Annotated in this window: 18 protein-coding genes; 7 read left to right on the top strand and 11 right to left on the bottom strand. The window is 67.6% G+C overall.

Annotation, left to right across the window (positions count from 1 at the left end; all coding sequences use genetic code 11):
- Positions 1–43: 43 nt before the first annotated feature.
- The 8 genes from WIX39_RS26635 to WIX39_RS26670 form a co-directional block, all read right to left on the bottom strand.
- Positions 44–925 carry a cytochrome c oxidase subunit 3 gene (locus WIX39_RS26635; protein ID WP_081269925.1) on the bottom strand — a complete coding sequence of 294 codons (882 nt, stop codon included), beginning with the start codon at positions 923–925 and terminating at the stop codon, positions 44–46.
- A gap of 52 nt (positions 926–977) precedes the next feature.
- Positions 978–1,196, bottom strand: a complete 219-nt coding sequence (locus tag WIX39_RS26640) for a DUF2970 domain-containing protein (protein WP_106936888.1) — start codon at positions 1,194–1,196, stop codon at positions 978–980.
- Positions 1,193–1,819 carry a cytochrome c oxidase assembly protein gene (locus WIX39_RS26645; protein WP_106936887.1) on the bottom strand — a complete coding sequence of 209 codons (627 nt, stop codon included), beginning with the start codon at positions 1,817–1,819 and terminating at the stop codon, positions 1,193–1,195. The genes WIX39_RS26640 and WIX39_RS26645 overlap by 4 nt, the downstream gene beginning before the upstream one ends.
- 29 nt (positions 1,820–1,848) lie before the next feature.
- Positions 1,849–1,962, bottom strand: coding sequence for a cytochrome oxidase small assembly protein (locus WIX39_RS26650; RefSeq protein ID WP_216639236.1), 114 nt, complete (start codon positions 1,960–1,962; stop codon positions 1,849–1,851).
- Positions 1,963–1,993: 31 nt separating this feature from the next.
- Positions 1,994–3,634, bottom strand: a complete 1,641-nt coding sequence (ctaD, locus tag WIX39_RS26655) for a cytochrome c oxidase subunit I (RefSeq protein WP_106936886.1) — start codon at positions 3,632–3,634, stop codon at positions 1,994–1,996.
- 43 nt (positions 3,635–3,677) lie between these two features.
- Positions 3,678–4,856 (bottom strand): cytochrome c oxidase subunit II, encoded by a 1,179-nt coding sequence (gene coxB / locus WIX39_RS26660; RefSeq protein WP_081269929.1) that lies wholly within the window; start codon positions 4,854–4,856, stop codon positions 3,678–3,680.
- A gap of 60 nt (positions 4,857–4,916) precedes the next feature.
- Positions 4,917–5,393 carry a DUF2244 domain-containing protein gene (locus tag WIX39_RS26665; protein ID WP_081269930.1) on the bottom strand — a complete coding sequence of 159 codons (477 nt, stop codon included), beginning with the start codon at positions 5,391–5,393 and terminating at the stop codon, positions 4,917–4,919.
- Positions 5,394–5,626: 233 nt separating this feature from the next.
- Complete coding sequence (locus WIX39_RS26670) at positions 5,627–6,541, bottom strand: biotin synthase (protein ID WP_081269931.1); 915 nt, start codon at positions 6,539–6,541, stop codon at positions 5,627–5,629.
- A gap of 22 nt (positions 6,542–6,563) precedes the next feature.
- Here WIX39_RS26670 and WIX39_RS26675 point away from each other — a divergent pair, with 22 nt between their 5' ends.
- The 3 genes from WIX39_RS26675 to WIX39_RS26685 all read left to right on the top strand — a co-directional run bounded on the left by WIX39_RS26675 (position 6,564) and on the right by WIX39_RS26685 (position 8,210).
- Positions 6,564–7,289 (top strand): ComF family protein, encoded by a 726-nt coding sequence (locus WIX39_RS26675; RefSeq protein WP_106936885.1) that lies wholly within the window; start codon positions 6,564–6,566, stop codon positions 7,287–7,289.
- Between the two features lie 31 nt (positions 7,290–7,320).
- Positions 7,321–7,782: a tRNA (uridine(34)/cytosine(34)/5-carboxymethylaminomethyluridine(34)-2'-O)-methyltransferase TrmL gene (trmL, locus tag WIX39_RS26680; RefSeq protein WP_081269933.1), complete on the top strand. Its 462-nt coding sequence runs from the start codon at positions 7,321–7,323 to the stop codon at positions 7,780–7,782.
- A gap of 134 nt (positions 7,783–7,916) precedes the next feature.
- Positions 7,917–8,210: a DUF4148 domain-containing protein gene (locus WIX39_RS26685; protein WP_081269934.1), complete on the top strand. Its 294-nt coding sequence runs from the start codon at positions 7,917–7,919 to the stop codon at positions 8,208–8,210.
- Positions 8,211–8,226: 16 nt separating this feature from the next.
- Here the strand turns inward: WIX39_RS26685 and WIX39_RS26690 are convergent, their stop codons facing one another.
- Positions 8,227–8,697 (bottom strand): MaoC family dehydratase, encoded by a 471-nt coding sequence (locus WIX39_RS26690; protein WP_081269935.1) that lies wholly within the window; start codon positions 8,695–8,697, stop codon positions 8,227–8,229.
- Between the two features lie 72 nt (positions 8,698–8,769).
- A complete protein-coding gene (locus WIX39_RS26695; RefSeq protein WP_106936884.1) occupies positions 8,770–9,390 on the bottom strand; it encodes a ParA family protein in 621 nt (206 codons plus the stop codon).
- 92 nt (positions 9,391–9,482) lie between these two features.
- Here WIX39_RS26695 and WIX39_RS26700 point away from each other — a divergent pair, with 92 nt between their 5' ends.
- Together WIX39_RS26700 and kefC are read left to right on the top strand one after the other, a co-directional pair.
- Positions 9,483–10,208, top strand: coding sequence for an NAD(P)H-dependent oxidoreductase (locus WIX39_RS26700; protein WP_106936883.1), 726 nt, complete (start codon positions 9,483–9,485; stop codon positions 10,206–10,208).
- Positions 10,208–12,073: a glutathione-regulated potassium-efflux system protein KefC gene (gene kefC / locus WIX39_RS26705; protein ID WP_106936882.1), complete on the top strand. Its 1,866-nt coding sequence runs from the start codon at positions 10,208–10,210 to the stop codon at positions 12,071–12,073. The genes WIX39_RS26700 and kefC overlap by 1 nt, the downstream gene beginning before the upstream one ends.
- Positions 12,074–12,085: 12 nt before the next feature.
- On the opposite strand, the gene WIX39_RS26710 is transcribed toward kefC, so the two are convergent.
- Positions 12,086–12,952, bottom strand: coding sequence for an amidohydrolase family protein (locus WIX39_RS26710; protein ID WP_106936881.1), 867 nt, complete (start codon positions 12,950–12,952; stop codon positions 12,086–12,088).
- A 106-nt stretch (positions 12,953–13,058) separates the two neighbouring features.
- On the opposite strand from WIX39_RS26710, the gene WIX39_RS26715 reads away from it, so the two are divergent.
- Positions 13,059–13,832: a crotonase/enoyl-CoA hydratase family protein gene (locus WIX39_RS26715; RefSeq protein WP_081269940.1), complete on the top strand. Its 774-nt coding sequence runs from the start codon at positions 13,059–13,061 to the stop codon at positions 13,830–13,832.
- Positions 13,829–15,682, top strand: coding sequence for a feruloyl-CoA synthase (locus WIX39_RS26720; protein WP_106936880.1), 1,854 nt, complete (start codon positions 13,829–13,831; stop codon positions 15,680–15,682). Before WIX39_RS26715 ends, WIX39_RS26720 begins: the two co-directional genes overlap by 4 nt.
- Positions 15,683–15,695: the final 13 nt, after the last annotated feature.

Genomic DNA, 15,695 nt, shown 5'->3' on the forward strand with positions numbered 1-15,695 from the left:
GCCTTCCGGCGCCTTTTTTGTGGAATGCCGCGAGGTGCTTCGCTCAAAGCCAGTAGACCAGCATGTAGAGACCGAGCCAGACGACGTCCACGAAGTGCCAATACCAGGCCGCGCCTTCGAAGCCGAAGTGGCGCTCCGGCGTGAAGTGCCCCTTCTGCAGCCGCAGCGTGATGAACAGCAGCATCAGCATGCCGATGAACACGTGCAGGCCGTGGAAGCCGGTCAGCATGAAGAAGGTCGAACCGTAGGTGCCGGAGCTGAGCTTGAGGTTCAGCTCGGTGTAGAGGTGGTGGTACTCGTAGCCCTGCACGCCCAGGAAGATCAGGCCGAGCAGCACGGTCATCCACATGAAGCGGATGGTCTGCGCGCGGTGTCCGGCGCGCAGCGCGTGGTGGGCGATGGTGAGGGTCACGCCCGAGCTCAGCAGCAGCGCGGTGTTGATCGTGGGCAGCCAGAACGGGCCGACGGTCTGGAAGGGCTCGACGATGCCGGCCGGCGAGCCGGTGGCGCCGGCGGCCATGCTGGGCCACACGGCCTTGAAGTCGGGCCAGAGGATCGCGTTGTCCAGGCTGCCGAGCGTCGGCAGCGCATGGGTGCGGGCCCACCACAGCGCGGTGAAGAAGGCGCCGAAGAACATCACTTCGGAGAAGATGAACCAGCTCATGCTCCAGCGGAACGACAGGTCCACCTTGTGGCCGTACTGCCCGCTCTCGCTCTCGCCGATGGCGGCGCGGAACCAGACGAACAGCGTGCCCAGCCAGACCAGCATGCCCGCCAGCAGCGACCAGGCGCCCCACGCATGGCCGTTGATCCACTGCGCGGCGCCCAGGATCACGAAGAACAAACCGATCGCGGCCGAGACCGGATAGGACGACGGTCCGGGCACGAAGTAGTAGGGCGTGGCGCCGTGGGTGGTTGAACTCATATCAGCTGCTCCTGGCTTTCTTTCTTCTCTCGATTCAATGGATTCTGCTCGTTCAGGCCGCGGCCACGTGGCGCACCAGCAGCACCAGGGCGACCACGAAGACGATCACGGCCACGAACGCCACCGCAATGATGTGCAACGGGTTCAGCTTGCGCAGGTCTTCCTGGTAGGCGCTGTTCTTGCGAACGCCGAAGAACGACCACCCCACGGCCTTCACCGTGTCCCACAGCGAAGCCTTCGAAGCATTCGGCCGTTCGGGCGGCGTGCTCACGAGCGCGGCTCATTCGGGGCATTCGAAACGGCGGCGACCGGTGCCGCGGGCGTCTTGCCGCCCACCTCGAAGAAGGTGTACGACAGCGTGATGGTCTTCACGTCCTTGGAAATCTTGGGGTCGATCACGAAGGCGACCGGCCACTGCTTCTTCTCGCCCGGATCGAGCGTGTACTGGTTGAAGCAGAAGCACTCGAGCTTGTTGAAGTAGGGCGCCGCCTGCTGCGGCGCGTAGCTCGGGATGGCCTGCGCGGCCATGCGGCGGTTCTGCACGTTCTGGAACTCGTACATCACCGTGTTGAGCTGGCCGGGATGCACCTGGATGGTCCGCTCCGCGGGCTTGAAGTCCCAGAGACCGCCGCGCACGTTGGAATCGAACTCGACCGTGATGGTGCGGGTCATGTCGACCTGCGTGTTGTCGGGCACGCGCACCTTCTTGCCGCCGCTGGCACCGCCGGGCACCTCCAGCTCGGAGAGCGCGAGGATGTTGATGCCGGTCATCTCGCAGATGGCGCGGTACATCGGCACCAGCGCATAGCCGAAGGCGAACATGCCGCAGGCCACGACGGCCAGCTTGCCGACCATGCGGACGTTGGCGCGGCGGATGCGTTGACCGATGCTCATGCTGGTGCTCCCGTTCGGTGGCCGGCGGCTCAGCGCGCGCCGAACCAGACCATGCGCACGATGAAGCCGATGAAGAACACCACGGCGATGGAGGCCAGCGTGAGCCCCATGCGCCGGTTGTTGCGTTTCTGCTCGGGTGTCATCGCGTGCTGGCTGTTGCTGCTGCGAAGCCGGTCAACCGATCACCTTGGTGGCGGTCGCGTCGAGCTTGGGCGGGTTCTCGAAGGTGTGGAACGGTGCCGGCGACGGCACTTCCCACTCGAGGCCTTCCGCGCCTTCCCACGGCTTCTGCGCAGCCTTCTCGCCCTTGCCGCGCATGGTCGGGAACACGACGAACAGGAAGAAGTACACCTGCGCGAAGCCGAAGAAGAACGCACCGACCGAAGCCACGGCGTTGAAGTCGGCGAACTGCATCGGGTAGTCGGCGTAGCGTCGCGGCATGCCGGCCAGGCCCAGGAAGTGCATCGGGAAGAAGGTCACGTTGAACGAGATCAGCGACCACCAGAAGTGCACCTTGCCGCGCGTCTCGTTGTACATGACGCCGGTCCACTTGGGCACCCAGTAGTAGAAGCCCGAGAACATGGCGAACAGCGAGCCGGCCACCAGCACGTAATGGAAGTGGGCCACCACGTAGTAGGTATCTTGCAGCTGCGTGTCGATGGGTGCGACGGCCAGGATAAGGCCGGTGAAGCCGCCCATGGTGAACACGAAGATGAAACCGACCGCGAACAGCATGGGCGTCTCGAAGGTCATCGAGCCCTGCCACATGGTGGCGATCCAGTTGAAGATCTTCACGGCCGTGGGCACCGCGATCAGCATGGTCGCGTACATGAAGAACAGCTGGCCGGTCAGCGGCATGCCGGTCGTGAACATGTGGTGTGCCCACACGATGAACGACAGGATGGCGATCGACGAGGTGGCGTACACCATCGAGGCATAGCCGAAGAGCTTCTTGCGGGCGAATGCCGGCACCACCTGGCTGATGATGCCGAAGGCCGGCAGGATCATGATGTAGACCTCGGGGTGGCCGAAGAACCAGAAGATGTGCTGGTACATCACCGGGTCGCCGCCGCCGGCGGGGTTGAAGAAGCTGGTGCCGAAGTGGCGGTCGGTCAGCGTCATCGTGATGGCGCCGGCGAGCACGGGCATCACGGCGATCAGCAGGTAGGCGGTGATGAGCCAGGTCCAGCAGAACATCGGCATCTTCATCAGCGTCATGCCGGGGGCGCGCATGTTGAGGATGGTGACGATGATGTTGATCGAACCCATGATCGACGAGGCGCCCATGATGTGCATCGCGAAGATGCCGGCGTCCATCGAGGGGCCCATCTGCAGCGTGAGCGGTGCGTACAGCGTCCAGCCCGCGGCGGGTGCGCCGCCTGGCATGAAGAACGAACCCACCAGCATCAGCGCCGCCGGGATCAGCAGCCAGAAGCTGAAGTTGTTCATGCGCGCGAAGGCCATGTCGGAGGCGCCCACCTGCAGCGGGATCATCCAGTTCGCGAAGCCCACGAAGGCCGGCATGATGGCGCCGAACACCATGATCAGGCCGTGCATGGTGGTGAACTGGTTGAACAGCTCGGGGTTCACCAGCTGCAGGCCGGGCTGGAACAGCTCGGCGCGGATCAGCAGCGCGAGCACGCCGCCCACCATCAGCATCGTGAAGCTGAACAGCAGGTAGAGCGTGCCGATGTCCTTGTGGTTGGTCGCGAACACCCAGCGGCGCCAGCCGGTGGGCGCGTGGTGGTCGTGATGCTCGTCGTGTGCGTGGCCGCCGGGGACTGCGTGACCGTGGGGGTCGAGGACTGCACTCATTTCGTTGTTCCTTGCAATTTCTTCGTCGCGGGACGCTGTCGCATCACTTGCCGCGCAGGGCGAGCACTTCGGCCGGCTGCACCAGCTGGCCCGTCTTGTTCGACCAGCTGTTCTTGGTGTACGTGGCCACGGCCGCGAGGTCGGTGTCGCTCAGCTGCTTCCAGGACGGCATGGCGCCGTTGTTCTGGCCGTTGAGCAGCACGTGCAGTTGCACCGTGTGGTCGGCGTCGAGCACCTTCGGGTCGCCGTCGAGCGCCTTGATCGGGCCCGCGCCCTTGCCGTTGGCCTGGTGGCAGGCGGCGCAGTTGGCGGCGTAGACCTTCTCGCCGCGAACCATCATGTCGGGCAGCGTCCAGACCTTGGTCGGGTCGTCGAGCTTGGCGGCGGCGATCTTGCGCTGGTCGGCCACCCAGGCGGTGTAGTCGGCGGCCGAGACCACCTTCACCTGGATCGGCATGAAGGCGTGTTCCTTGCCGCACAGTTCCTGGCACTGGCCGTAGTAGGTGCCGATGGTCTCGGCGCGGAACCAGGTGTCGCGCACGAAGCCGGGAATGGCGTCCTGCTTGAGGCCCAGCTGCGGCACCGCGAAGGCGTGGATCACGTCGTTGGCGGTGGTGATGATGCGGATCTTCTTGTTGACGGGCACCACCAGCGGGTAGTCGACCTTCAGCAGGTAGTCGTCGGGCATCGCGCCCTTGGCACCGGCGTCGGACATGGCGCGCTGCGAGCTGTCGAGCGTGGAGATGAAGGCCAGGCCCTCGCCTTCGCCGTTCAGGTAGTCGTAGCCCCACTTCCACTGGTAGCCCGTGGTCTTGATCGTGAGGTCGGCGTTGGTGGTGTCCTTCTGGGCCACCAGCACCTTGGTGGCGGGCAGCGCCATGACGATCACGATGAGGAAGGGCACGATGGTCCAGATGACCTCGACCACCACCGACTCATGGAAGTTGGCGGCCTTGTGGCCCACCGACTTGCGGTGCTTCCAGATGGAATAGAACATGACCGCGAACACGCCCACGAAGATGACCGTGCAGAGGATCATCATGATCGTGTGGAGCAGATGCTGCTCCTGCGCGATCTTGGTCACGCCGACCGGAAGATTCAACTGGCGCACCGAGGGGCCGCCGGGCAGATCGTTGATTGCGTGCGCCGCGCTGCTGAAAGCCGCGCCGGCCGCCAGCAACAGATTCGCCGGCCTGTACTTATTGCGCCAAATGCTCTTCATCGTGTTCACGTTTCTTCAATTTTTCGACAAACCCAACCGTGCAGCATTGCGCGAGCCCCCTCAGGCGCCACGCAACGCCATGCGAATCTCGCGGGCCAACGCCGCACGCAACTCCGGGCGTACATAGCGCCCCACCCTGACCGATCGACCCTGCCCCGAGACCTCGATCAGCGAGCGATCGCCGGCCTGGGGTTCGACCCGCACCTGGTGCGGAAGAAATTCCGTGCGCTCGTAGTGCCCGCCGTTCTCGAGCTCGACGACGAGGCGTCCCTCCTGCAGCGCGATCTTTTCGCCATCGGTCGCGTGCCGCGCGTAGACCATGAACGCGAATCCGACAGCGGCCAGTTCGAGCCAGGCGAAAGGCAGAACCAGCGGCGCACCGTGCAGCCAGAACAGGGTGCCGATGCCGAGCGATACCACGCACAGCGAAGCGTAGAGCCAGCCCAGCTGGCTCGGCGTCACCGAGCAGTTCCGCTTCAGGAACCAGTGGATGCTCTGGCCTGAAACGGTGGCAAATCGAAACACGGAATTCGACACGGGCGAGTTCAGCAAATCGGTGCGTCGACGGTCGCCCGACCCCTGGTACCCCCTCGTACAAACAGGATCCGACACCCCTCGATCGCGGGACAATACCCGCGAGTTCCACGCAACGGCGGATTGTAGCGGGTAGATACCTGCGCCAGAGTGCCCTGTGGGACGCCTACGGGTCACTACTAGTAGGCAAGAAACGGCCTCTGCGCCATGCGTTCCGGCCACCGGCCGGCCGGCGATCAGGCGCCCGGGCGACCCCGTTGCAGCATCGATCGCATCTCGCGCAGCGACACCGCGCTTTCGGCCGACAGCGACACCCGCGGCACGGGCTTGAACGCATGGCCGTAGATGACCTCGAAGGTCAGCGCGATGCGCCCGCCACCCTCTTCGGCAGGCGCCAGCTCGGGCAGCGCCTTCTTCAGCGACTGGTGCCAGGCCTTGCCGCGCAGCGCCGGAAAGCGCGCCGGGTGCAGGTTGCGGCCCAGCGTGCGCAGCTCGGCCAGCGCCGCCTCGGGCGTGGCCCAGGTCAGCACGATGCGCTCCATGTCCATCACGGGCTCGGCGAAGCCGGCGTGGACCAGCATGTCGCCCCAGTCGTGCATGTCGGTGTACTCGTGGCCCGCGGCCGGCCAGCCGAGGCGGGCATGCAGCGCGCGCAGTTCGCGCACGGTGTCGGGGCCGAGGCACGAGAACATCAGAAAGCCGTCGGTGGCGACCAGCTTGTGCCAATGCGCGATGAGTGCCTCCGGGTCGGCCGCCATGTGCAGCGACATGTTGGCCCAGAGCAGGTCGACGCCGTCCTCGGGCGGCGCGTCGAAACGTGCCTTGCCGGCCTGCCAGCGGCGCGCGCTCCACCAAGGCGCGGCCAGCGCCTGGCCGGTGGCGGCCGCGAGCGCGGGCTCGGGTTCGATGACGAAGGAGGCGGCGTCCTTGTAGCGGCGGGCGACCAGCTCGTGGGCCTCGAGGCCGCCGCGCAGCGGTGCCCAGTCGGCCCAGGTGCGGGGCTGAGCCTTGATCCATTGCAGCCGGTCTTCCATGCGGCGGCCGATTTCCTCATGCAGCCAGGGGGAGCCGTCGGCAGGCGCAAGGCGACGCCAGCGGGCTGCCGCCGTGGCATCGATGGTCGGCGGTCGTCGTGAGGGGTCGGTGGCCATGGGGCAGTGAGTATATTGAGCGATGTCCAGCCAGCACGCCCTGAGGCCTTTCCGTCCTTTCACCGCCCTGCTCGGGCGGCTGCCGAGCCAGTGCGCGGTCTGCCGCGCATGGCCGTCGCGCCCGGTGTGCGACGCCTGCGTGGCCCGCTTCGCCCCGCCGGCGGCACGCTGCGGCGGCTGCGCACTGCCGTTGCCCGAGGGCATGACCCGCTGCGGCGACTGCGTTGCGCATCCGCCGCCGCTCGATGCCTGCCTTGCCGCCTGCACCTACGCCTGGCCGTGGCCGGACGCCATCGCCGCCTTCAAGTTCCGCGGCGAGGCCGGCTGGGCCGCCCCGTTCGCCACGCTGATGCGCAGCGCGCCATGGGTCGAGCCGGCGCTGGAGCAATGCGACCTGGTGCTGCCGATGCCGCTGGCGCCCGGCCGGTTGCGCGAGCGCGGTTTCAACCAGGCCCATGAACTCGCGCGGCGCCTGTGCGCAGGCAAGACCGACGCGAGCCTGCTGCTGCGCACCCGCGAGACGCCGGCCCAGAGCGGCCTCGCGCGCGCCGAGCGCCTGCTCAACCTGCGCGGCGCCTTCGCCGTGGAGCCGCTGCGCGCCGAAAGAGCCAGGGGCCGGCGCATCGTGCTGGTCGACGACGTGATGACCAGCGGCGCGTCGATCTTCACGGCTGCCGAAGCGCTGCGGCTGGCGGGTGCTGCCCACATCACGGCGGTGGTGCTGGCCCGCACCGACCCGCCGCGCTGAGCTCCGCGCCTGGGGCGCCGACAATCGGCGCATGTTCCATATCGTCCTGGTCCACCCCGAGATTCCGCCGAACACCGGCAACGTCATCCGGCTCGCCGCCAACACCGGCTGCACGCTGCACCTGGTCGAGCCGCTCGGCTTTTCGATGGACGACCGCCTGCTGCGCCGCGCCGGGCTCGACTATCACGAGTACGCCGAAGTCAAGCGCCACGCCGACTGGCAGGCCCTGCTCGCCACCGAACTGCCGCCGGCCGACCGGATGTTCGCCCTCACCACCCGCGGCACGCGGGCCGTGCACGACGTGCGCTTCCAGCCCGGCGACTGGCTGGTCTTCGGCTCGGAGACCAGCGGCTTGCCGCCCGCCGTGCGCGACGGCTTCGCCGAGGCCCAGCGGCTGCGGCTGCCGATGCGCGAGGGGCAGCGCAGCCTGAATCTTTCGAACGCGGTGGCCGTCACCGTGTTCGAAGCCTGGCGGCAAAACGGCTTCGGGTGACACAAAGAAACAAAGTCGCGGGCTCCAGGCACGGCGGGAGCGCATCCGATCGCGGATGACGGCCGTATGGAAAGCATGCCGGCCGCAAAGCGTTCGGCATCCGATCCATCAACCCGTTACAGAGGAGTCTTGCAATGAACACCAAGCCGATCGCCCTTGCCGTCTTCGCCACGCTGGCTTTCGCCGGCAGCGCCCAAGCCTTCCAGGGTGAACAGAACCCGCTGCCGCCCGCCCCCTTCCAGTCGACGATGTCGCGCGCACAGGTGCAGGCCGACGCGCGCCAGCCGTTCAGGGTCACGAATGGCGGCACCGGCGCACTCCAGGCCCGCGACGGCAGCACCGACCGCGGCGCGGTACGTCAGAGTGCGCTGAGCATCACGCGCCAGGGCGCCGCCACCTACGGCGAAGTGACCGACCGCCGGATGTAAGAAAAACCGGAGAAGGTCAGCGGTAGCGCCGCGCGACCGACTCCGCCACGCAGGCCGGCTTGGCCGCGCCTTCGAGTTCGATGGTGGTTTCCCAGGTCATCTGGAAACCATCGTCGGCAATGGGCTCCGAGCTCAGCAGCTTCATGCGCGCCCGCAGCCGCTTGCCCACCGGCACCGGCGACATGAAGCGCACCCGGTTCATGCCGTAGTTCACGCCCATGCGCGACTCCACCACGTCGATGGCCGTCTCGAAGAATCGCGGCAGCAGCGACAGGGTGAGAAAACCGTGCGCGATCGGCGCGCCGAAGGGGCCGGCCTTGGCCCGTTCCACGTCGACATGGATCCACTGGTGGTCGCCCGTCGCCTCGGCGAACTGGTTGACCTGTTCCTGCGTGATGGTGATCCAGTCGCTCACTGCGACTTCCTGGCCGACGCAGGCGGAAAGATCCTGAAGAGTCTGGAATGTCTTTTTGGTCATGCGGGGCATTCTGGTGCCAAGGGCGGGCGGGGGGCTGTCGGGCTCGCGACAACCGGGCTCAGGGAAAACCGGGAGGCGCCTTCAGGCGTCGAGCCATTCGCAGATCGGCTGCCATTGCTCCAGGTCGCGCTGCACGCGGCCCGGCGCGATGTCGAACACCGTGAGCCCGCGCGCTGCGAGCTGTACGTAGTTCTGGGTGTCGCGCAGCTCGCCGATCACCGGCACGCCGAGTCCCTCGATGAACTCGTGCAGCCGGTCCGCGGCCAGCGTGCGGGCGTTCACCCGCATGCCGACGAGGCCGATCTGCGTCTTTTCGGCGCGGCGCTGTTCCTTGAGGCGGTCGAGAAAGTCGCGCGTCGCGTAGATGTCGAAGATGCTCGGCTGCAGCGGCACGATCACCCGGTCGGCCAGCGCCAGCACTTCCTTGAAGCGCCAGCCGTGCAGCCCGGCCGGCGTGTCCAGCACCGCGTGCGTGGTGCCGCGCGGCGGCCTCACCACCGTGCTGTCTCCGGTGGCTTCCCAGGTGGCGATGGGGCGGGCCTGGGGCGGGCGCAGGCCCAGCCACAGCCGGGAGGACTGCTGGCGGTCCACGTCGCCCAGCATCACGGCATGGCTGCGGCTTGCGAAATAGCCCGCGACGTTCGTCGCGATCGTCGACTTGCCGACCCCGCCCTTGGGATTGGCGACCAGAACCACCGGCATAAGGCACTCCTCCAGAACTGGGACAGCCGGAATGGTAGTCGCTGGCGCGTTTTTGCCCGACGCGCCGGCCCCGACTGAGATATGTTCTCGGCATGACGACAACAACATCCATGGGAACCACCGCCGCCGGTACTGGCGGCATCTACGTGCTGGCGGCGCACCCGCATTGGCGCGATTCACGCGTCAACCGCCGCATGCTGGCCGCCGCCCGCGCCGTGCCGGGCGTCGAGGTGAACGACCTCTACGGCAGCTACCCCGACTTCTCCATCGACGTCGAGGAAGAGCAGGCCCGGCTCGCCAAGGCCAGCCTGGTGGTGCTGCTGCACCCGATCCAGTGGTATTCCATGCCCGCGCTGCAGAAGCTGTGGCTCGACGACGTGCTCGCCTACGGCTGGGCCTACGGCCCCGGCGGCACGGCGCTGCAGGGCAAAGACCTCTGGCTGGCGGTCACCACCGGCAGCCCGGAGGCCAGCTACCACCCGCAGAGCTACCACCGCTACTTCTTCGACGCCTTCCTGCCGCCCTACGAACAGACCGCCGCGCTGTGCGGCATGCGCTTCCTGCCGCCGCTGATCTTCCACGGCGCGCGCAGCGCCCCCGAGGCCGAGGTGGCCGCGCACGTCCAGACCTTCGCCCAGCGCCTGGGCAGCTACCCCGACTGGCCCGAGATCGAGGAAATAGACGCCTGCATCGCCTGCCCGGTGCCCGAAGCCGATCGCCCGGCCGATCCGGACGACATCGGCAAGGCCGTATCCAACGCCTTCCACAGCGCCATGACCCACGGGCTGGCCACGGCTTCCGCTAGCAAGGCACCTTGATGGAACACGCACCCGCCTGGCTGACCAGCAGCCTGATCTACCTGAGCGCCGCCGTGCTGGTGGTGCCGCTGTCGAAGGCCCTGGGCCTCGGCTCCATCATCGGCTACCTGGTGGCCGGCATCGCCATCGGGCCCTGGGGGCTGGGACTGGTGTCCAGCGTCCAGGACGTGCTGCACTTCGCCGAGTTCGGCGTGGTGCTGATGCTGTTCCTGGTGGGCCTCGAGCTCGAGCCCAAGCGCCTGTGGAACCTGCGCCGCCCGATCTTCGGCTGGGGCACCGCGCAGGTGGTCAGCTGCGCCGCGGTGCTCTTCGCCGCGGGCTGTGCGGTGGGCGCGGAATGGCGCGTGGCGCTGGTGGCCTCGCTGGGCCTGGCGCTGTCGTCCACCGCGATCGCGCTGCAGGTGTTCGGCGAGCGCAACCTGCTGAAGACGCCGAGCGGACAGGCCGGCTTCTCGATCCTGCTGTTCCAGGACGTGGCGGCCATTCCCATCCTCGCGCTGCTGCCGCTGCTGGCCGGCGCCACCGCCGCCGAGCAGTCGATCAGCGGGCTCGACCGCGCGCTGGAAGCCGCGAAGATCATCGGCGTGATCGGCGGCATCATCCTCGGCGGCCGGCTGCTGCTGCGCCCGGTGCTGCGCTGGATCGCGCGCAGCGACACGCCCGAGATCTTCACCGCCGCCGCGCTGCTGCTGGTGGTGGCCATCGCGGCGCTGATGCAGCTGGTGGGCCTGTCGATGGCGCTGGGCGCCTTCCTGGCCGGCGTGCTGCTGGCCGAGAGCGAATACCGGCGCGAGCTGGAGACCGACATCGAGCCCTTCAAGGGCCTGCTGCTGGGCCTGTTCTTCATTGCCGTGGGCATGTCGATCAACTTCGGCGTGCTCATTGCGAGCCCCTGGATCATGGCGGCGCTGGTGGTCGGCTTCATGGCCATCAAGCTGGCGGTGATCTATGCGCTGGCCAAGGCGATGGGCATCGCCTACCAGGAGCGGCCGGTGTTCACGCTGCTGCTCGCGCAGGGCGGCGAATTCGCGTTCGTGGTGTTCCAGGCCGCGGGACCCGACGTGCTGCCGCCGGAGATCACGTCGCTGCTGATCGGCGCGGTCGCGCTGTCGATGCTGCTGTCGCCGCTGCTGCTGGTGCTGCTCGACAAGTTCGTGCTGCCGCGCTACAGCCGCAACCACGGCCCGCAGCTCGAGGAAATCTCCGAGCAGCAGGACGCCAAGGTGCTGATCTGCGGCTTCGGCCGCTACGGCCAGATCGTCGGGCGCATGCTGATGTCGCAAGGCCTGCGCGTGACCGTGCTCGACCACGACGCCGACACCGTCGAAGGCTTGCGGCAGTTCGGCTTTCGCGTGTTCTACGGCGACGCCACGCGGCTCGACCTGCTGCGCACCGCCGGCGCCGGCACGGCCAAGGCCATCGTGGTGGCGGTGGACGACATCGAGCAATCGCTGGAAATCGTCGATCTGGTCAAGGAGAACTTCCCGCAGGCGCGCATCATCGCGCGGGCCCGCAACGTGACGCACCTGTTCCAGCTGCGCGACCGCGGCGTGACGGATGTGGAGCGCGAGGTGTTCGAGTCTTCTCTGCGCAGCGCCCGCGCCACGCTCGAAGCGCTGGGATGGCCGGCGCACGAGGCGCGCGAGTCGACCATGCGCTTCCGCCAGCGGAACATCAAGCTCAGCGACGAGATCTATCCCCACTACAAGGACCGCGCCAAGCTGATCGCCGCCAACAAGGCCGGCCGCCAGCAGTTCGAGGAACAGATGGCGCGCGAGCGCGAGGAGCGGCAGCGCCGCTCGGGGCGCGACTGGGACCGGCTCGACGCGGAGGAAGCCGCCGCCAGGGAAGAGGCGGACGCGTAGCGGCGAGGCCCCTCAGGCGGCCAGCTTCAGCAGCCTGACCGCGTTGCCCTTGAGGATGCCGGGCATCACCTCGGGCTTGAAGCCGGCGTTCTCGAAGTCGCGCATCCAGCGGTCGGGCGTGATCAGCGGGTAGTCGCTGCCGAACAGGATGCGGTCTTTCAGCAGCGTGTTGGCGTACTGCACCAGCTGCTTCGGAAAGTACTTGGGGCTCCAGCCGGACAGGTCGATCCACACGTTGGGCTTGTGCGTGGCCACGCTCAGCGCCTCGTCCTGCCAGGGGAAGCTGGGGTGCGCCATGACGATCTGCATGTCGGGGAAGTCGATGGCCACGTCGTCCAGGTGCATCGGGTTGCTGTACTCCAGCCGCAGGCCGCCGCCGCAGCGCATGCCCGAGCCGATGCCGCTGTGGCCGGTGTGGAAGATGGCCGGCAGGCCGTATTCGGCAATCACCTCGTAGATGGGCCAGGCCATCTTGTCGTAGGGGTGGTAGCCCTGCACCGTCGGGTGGAACTTGAAGCCCTTCACGCCGTGCTCCTCGATGAGCCTGCGCGCCTCGCGCGCGCCCATCTTTCCCTTGTGCGGATCGACGCTCCCGAAGGCGATCATGATGTCGCTGTTGTTCTTCGCGGCCTCGGCGATCTCTTCGTTCGGAATGCGCCGGCGGCCCATGTTCGACTCCGCGTCGACCATGAACATCACCAGCCCGATCTTGCGTTCACGGTAGTACGCCACGCTCTCCGCGATGGTGGGCCGGCCGCTGGAGCCGAAGTACTTGTCGGCGGCGCGGTCGTATTCCTCGCCGTAGTTGTCGAACGGGTTCCAGCAGCTCACTTCGGCGTGCGTGTGGATATCGATCGCAACGAGGTTCTCGTAGTCCATGTGTTTGTCTCCAGTGCGGGTAAGTCCCTAGCTTCGGGCAGGCTCGAATGCCTTGAATTGATTATTTCTCATAACCATAATCCAACGCAACCCCGAACACCTTCCCATGACCAATCCAGACCTCCAACTCGACATCCGCGACGAAGTCGCGATCGTCCGCCTGACGCGCGGCTCCAAGCGCAACGCGCTGTCGGACGGCCTGATCCTCGCACTGCGCGACACTTTCGAGAAGCTGCCCTCCACCGTGCGCGCCGCGGTGATCGACGGCGAAGGCCCGCACTTCTGCGCCGGCCTCGACCTCAGCGAGCTGAAGGAGCGCGACGCCGGCCAGGGCATGCAGCACTCGCGCATGTGGCACGCCGCGCTCGACCTGATCCAGCACGGCCCGGTGCCGGTGATCGCCGCGCTGCACGGCGCGGTGGTCGGCGGCGGGCTCGAGCTGGCCAGCGCCTGCCACATCCGCGTGGCCGACCGCAGCACCTTCTACGCGCTGCCCGAAGGCTCGCGCGGCATCTTCGTGGGCGGCGGCGGCTCGGTGCGCATCCCCAAGCTGATCGGCGTGGCGCGCATGACCGACATGATGATGACCGGCCGCGTCTACAACGCCGAGGACGGCGAGCGCGCCAACTTCGCGCAGTACCTGGTCGACGAAGGCACGGCCTTCGACAAGGCCTTCGAGCTCGCCAAGCGCGTGGCCACCAACGCGCCGCTGACCAACTACGCGCTCATGCATGCGCTGCCGCGCATCGCCGAGCAGTCGGCCGACCACGGCTTCTTCACGGAAGCGCTCATGGCCGGCATCGCCCAGGCCGCACCCGAAGCCAAGGAACGCGTGCGCGATTTCCTCGAAGGCCGGGGCGCGAAGGTGAGCAAGACATGACCGCCATCCGATACCGCCCCCTGGCCTTCGGCGTGACCCGCGCCGTGCTGCGCGAAGGAGCGCCTGGCACGCAGTACCTCACCGCCGAGACGCAGCTCGAAAGCTACCGCGAGCGCATGACCGACCGCCTCGCGCACTGGGCCGAGGCCACGCCCGATCGCACCTTCATCGCCCGCCGCGAACGGCTGGCCGACGGCAGCACCGGCGACTGGATCCGCGTGAGCTACGCCGAGGCGCTGCAGAAGGCCCGCGGTATCGGACAAGCCCTGTTGAATCGCGGCCTGAGCGCCGAGCGGCCCGTGGCCATCCTCAGCGAGAACGGCATCGAGCATGCGCTGCTCGCGCTCGGCTGCCTCTATGCCGGCGTGCCCTACTGCCCCGTATCGCCGCCCTACTCGCTCGTGAGCCAGGACTTCGAGAAGCTGCGCCACGTGTTCGACACGCTGACGCCGGGCCTCGTGTTCGCCACCGATGCGGCACGCTACGGCCGCGCCATCGCGGCGGTCGTCCCGGCCGGGACCGAAGTCGTCATTGCCGAAGGCGAGCTCGAAGGCCGCGCCGCCACTTCGCTCGACGCACTGGCCTCGACGCCCGCCACGCCCGCCATCGACGAAGCGATGCGCGCGACCGGCCCCGACACCATCACCAAGTTCCTCTTCACCTCGGGCTCCACCAAGATGCCCAAGGCCGTCATCAACACGCACCGCATGTGGTGCGCCAACCAGCAGCAGCTGCGCCAGTCGATTCCCGCGCTGGGCGACGAGCCGCCGGTGCTGGTCGACTGGCTGCCCTGGAACCACACCTTCGGCGGCAACCACAACGTGGGCATCGTGCTGGACAACGGCGGCACGCTGTACGTCGACGACGGCAAGCCCACGCCCGCCGGCATGGCCGAGACGCTGCGCAACCTGCGCGAGATCGCGCCCACCATCTACTTCAACGTGCCCACCGGCTTCGAGGCCATCGCGCACGCCATGGAAACCGATGCGGTGCTGCGCCGCAACCTGCTGTCGCGCGTGAAGATGTTCTTCTACTCGGGCGCCGCGCTGTCGCAGCCCGTGTGGGACAGCCTGCACAAGACGCAGGAGTCTGAAGTGGGCGAGCGCATCGTCATGGGCACCGGCCTGGGCATGACCGAATCGGGGCCCTTCGCCCTCTACGTGACCGGGCCCGACGTGAAGTCGGGCGACGTCGGCCTGCCCGCGCCGGGCATCGAGCTCAAGCTGATCGAGGTCGACGGCAAGACCGAGGTGCGCTACCGCGGCCCCAACATCACGCCCGGCTACTGGCGCGCGCCCGAGGCCACGGCCGAGGCTTTCGACGAGGAAGGCTTCTTCTCCACCGGCGATGCGGTCAAGTGGATCGACGACGGCAACATCCACCGCGGCCTGCGCTTCGACGGCCGCATCGCGGAAGACTTCAAGCTCGCCACCGGCACCTTCGTGAGCGTGGGCCCCATGCGCGCGAAGATCATCGCGGCCGGCGCGCCCTATGTGCAGGACGCGGTGCTGACCGGCATCAACCTGAAGGAAGTGGGCGCGCTGATCTTCCCGACGCAGAAGGTGCGGCAGCTCGCGGGCCTGCCCGCCGACGCCACGATGCAGCAGGTGCTCGAAAGCGCGCCGGTGCAGGCGCACTTCCAGCAGGTGGTCGACACGCTGGCCGCGAGCGCCACCGGCAGCGCCAACCGCATCGCGCGGCTGCACCTGATGGCCGAGCCGCCGTCCATCGACAAGGGCGAAGTGACCGACAAGGGCTCCATCAACCAGCGCTCGGTGCTCAAGCACCGCGCCGCGCTGGCCGACGCGATGCACGACGGCACCCTGCCCTTCACCCTCAAGCCCCGCTAACCCCATCCAGGAG

The sequence above is a fragment of the Variovorax sp. AB1(2024) genome (genome assembly GCF_037482385.2).
GTDB lineage: Bacteria > Pseudomonadota > Gammaproteobacteria > Burkholderiales > Burkholderiaceae_C > Variovorax.

Bases quoted from the DNA above. Each gene is read 5' to 3' on its own strand.
- WIX39_RS26635 (WP_081269925.1), bottom strand. From the start codon at position 925: ATGAGTTCAACCACCCACGGCGCCACGCCCTACTACTTCGTGCCCGGA.
- WIX39_RS26645 (WP_106936887.1), bottom strand. From the start codon at position 1,819: ATGAGCATCGGTCAACGCATCCGCCGCGCCAACGTCCGCATGGTCGGC.
- WIX39_RS26650 (WP_216639236.1), bottom strand. From the start codon at position 1,962: ATGACACCCGAGCAGAAACGCAACAACCGGCGCATGGGGCTCACGCTG.
- ctaD (WP_106936886.1), bottom strand. From the start codon at position 3,634: ATGAGTGCAGTCCTCGACCCCCACGGTCACGCAGTCCCCGGCGGCCAC.
- coxB (WP_081269929.1), bottom strand. From the start codon at position 4,856: ATGAAGAGCATTTGGCGCAATAAGTACAGGCCGGCGAATCTGTTGCTG.
- WIX39_RS26670 (WP_081269931.1), bottom strand. From the start codon at position 6,541: ATGGCCACCGACCCCTCACGACGACCGCCGACCATCGATGCCACGGCG.
- WIX39_RS26675 (WP_106936885.1), top strand. From the start codon at position 6,564: ATGTCCAGCCAGCACGCCCTGAGGCCTTTCCGTCCTTTCACCGCCCTG.
- trmL (WP_081269933.1), top strand. From the start codon at position 7,321: ATGTTCCATATCGTCCTGGTCCACCCCGAGATTCCGCCGAACACCGGC.
- WIX39_RS26685 (WP_081269934.1), top strand. From the start codon at position 7,917: ATGAACACCAAGCCGATCGCCCTTGCCGTCTTCGCCACGCTGGCTTTC.
- WIX39_RS26690 (WP_081269935.1), bottom strand. From the start codon at position 8,697: ATGCCCCGCATGACCAAAAAGACATTCCAGACTCTTCAGGATCTTTCC.
- WIX39_RS26695 (WP_106936884.1), bottom strand. From the start codon at position 9,390: ATGCCGGTGGTTCTGGTCGCCAATCCCAAGGGCGGGGTCGGCAAGTCG.
- WIX39_RS26700 (WP_106936883.1), top strand. From the start codon at position 9,483: ATGACGACAACAACATCCATGGGAACCACCGCCGCCGGTACTGGCGGC.
- kefC (WP_106936882.1), top strand. From the start codon at position 10,208: ATGGAACACGCACCCGCCTGGCTGACCAGCAGCCTGATCTACCTGAGC.
- WIX39_RS26710 (WP_106936881.1), bottom strand. From the start codon at position 12,952: ATGGACTACGAGAACCTCGTTGCGATCGATATCCACACGCACGCCGAA.
- WIX39_RS26715 (WP_081269940.1), top strand. From the start codon at position 13,059: ATGACCAATCCAGACCTCCAACTCGACATCCGCGACGAAGTCGCGATC.
- WIX39_RS26720 (WP_106936880.1), top strand. From the start codon at position 13,829: ATGACCGCCATCCGATACCGCCCCCTGGCCTTCGGCGTGACCCGCGCC.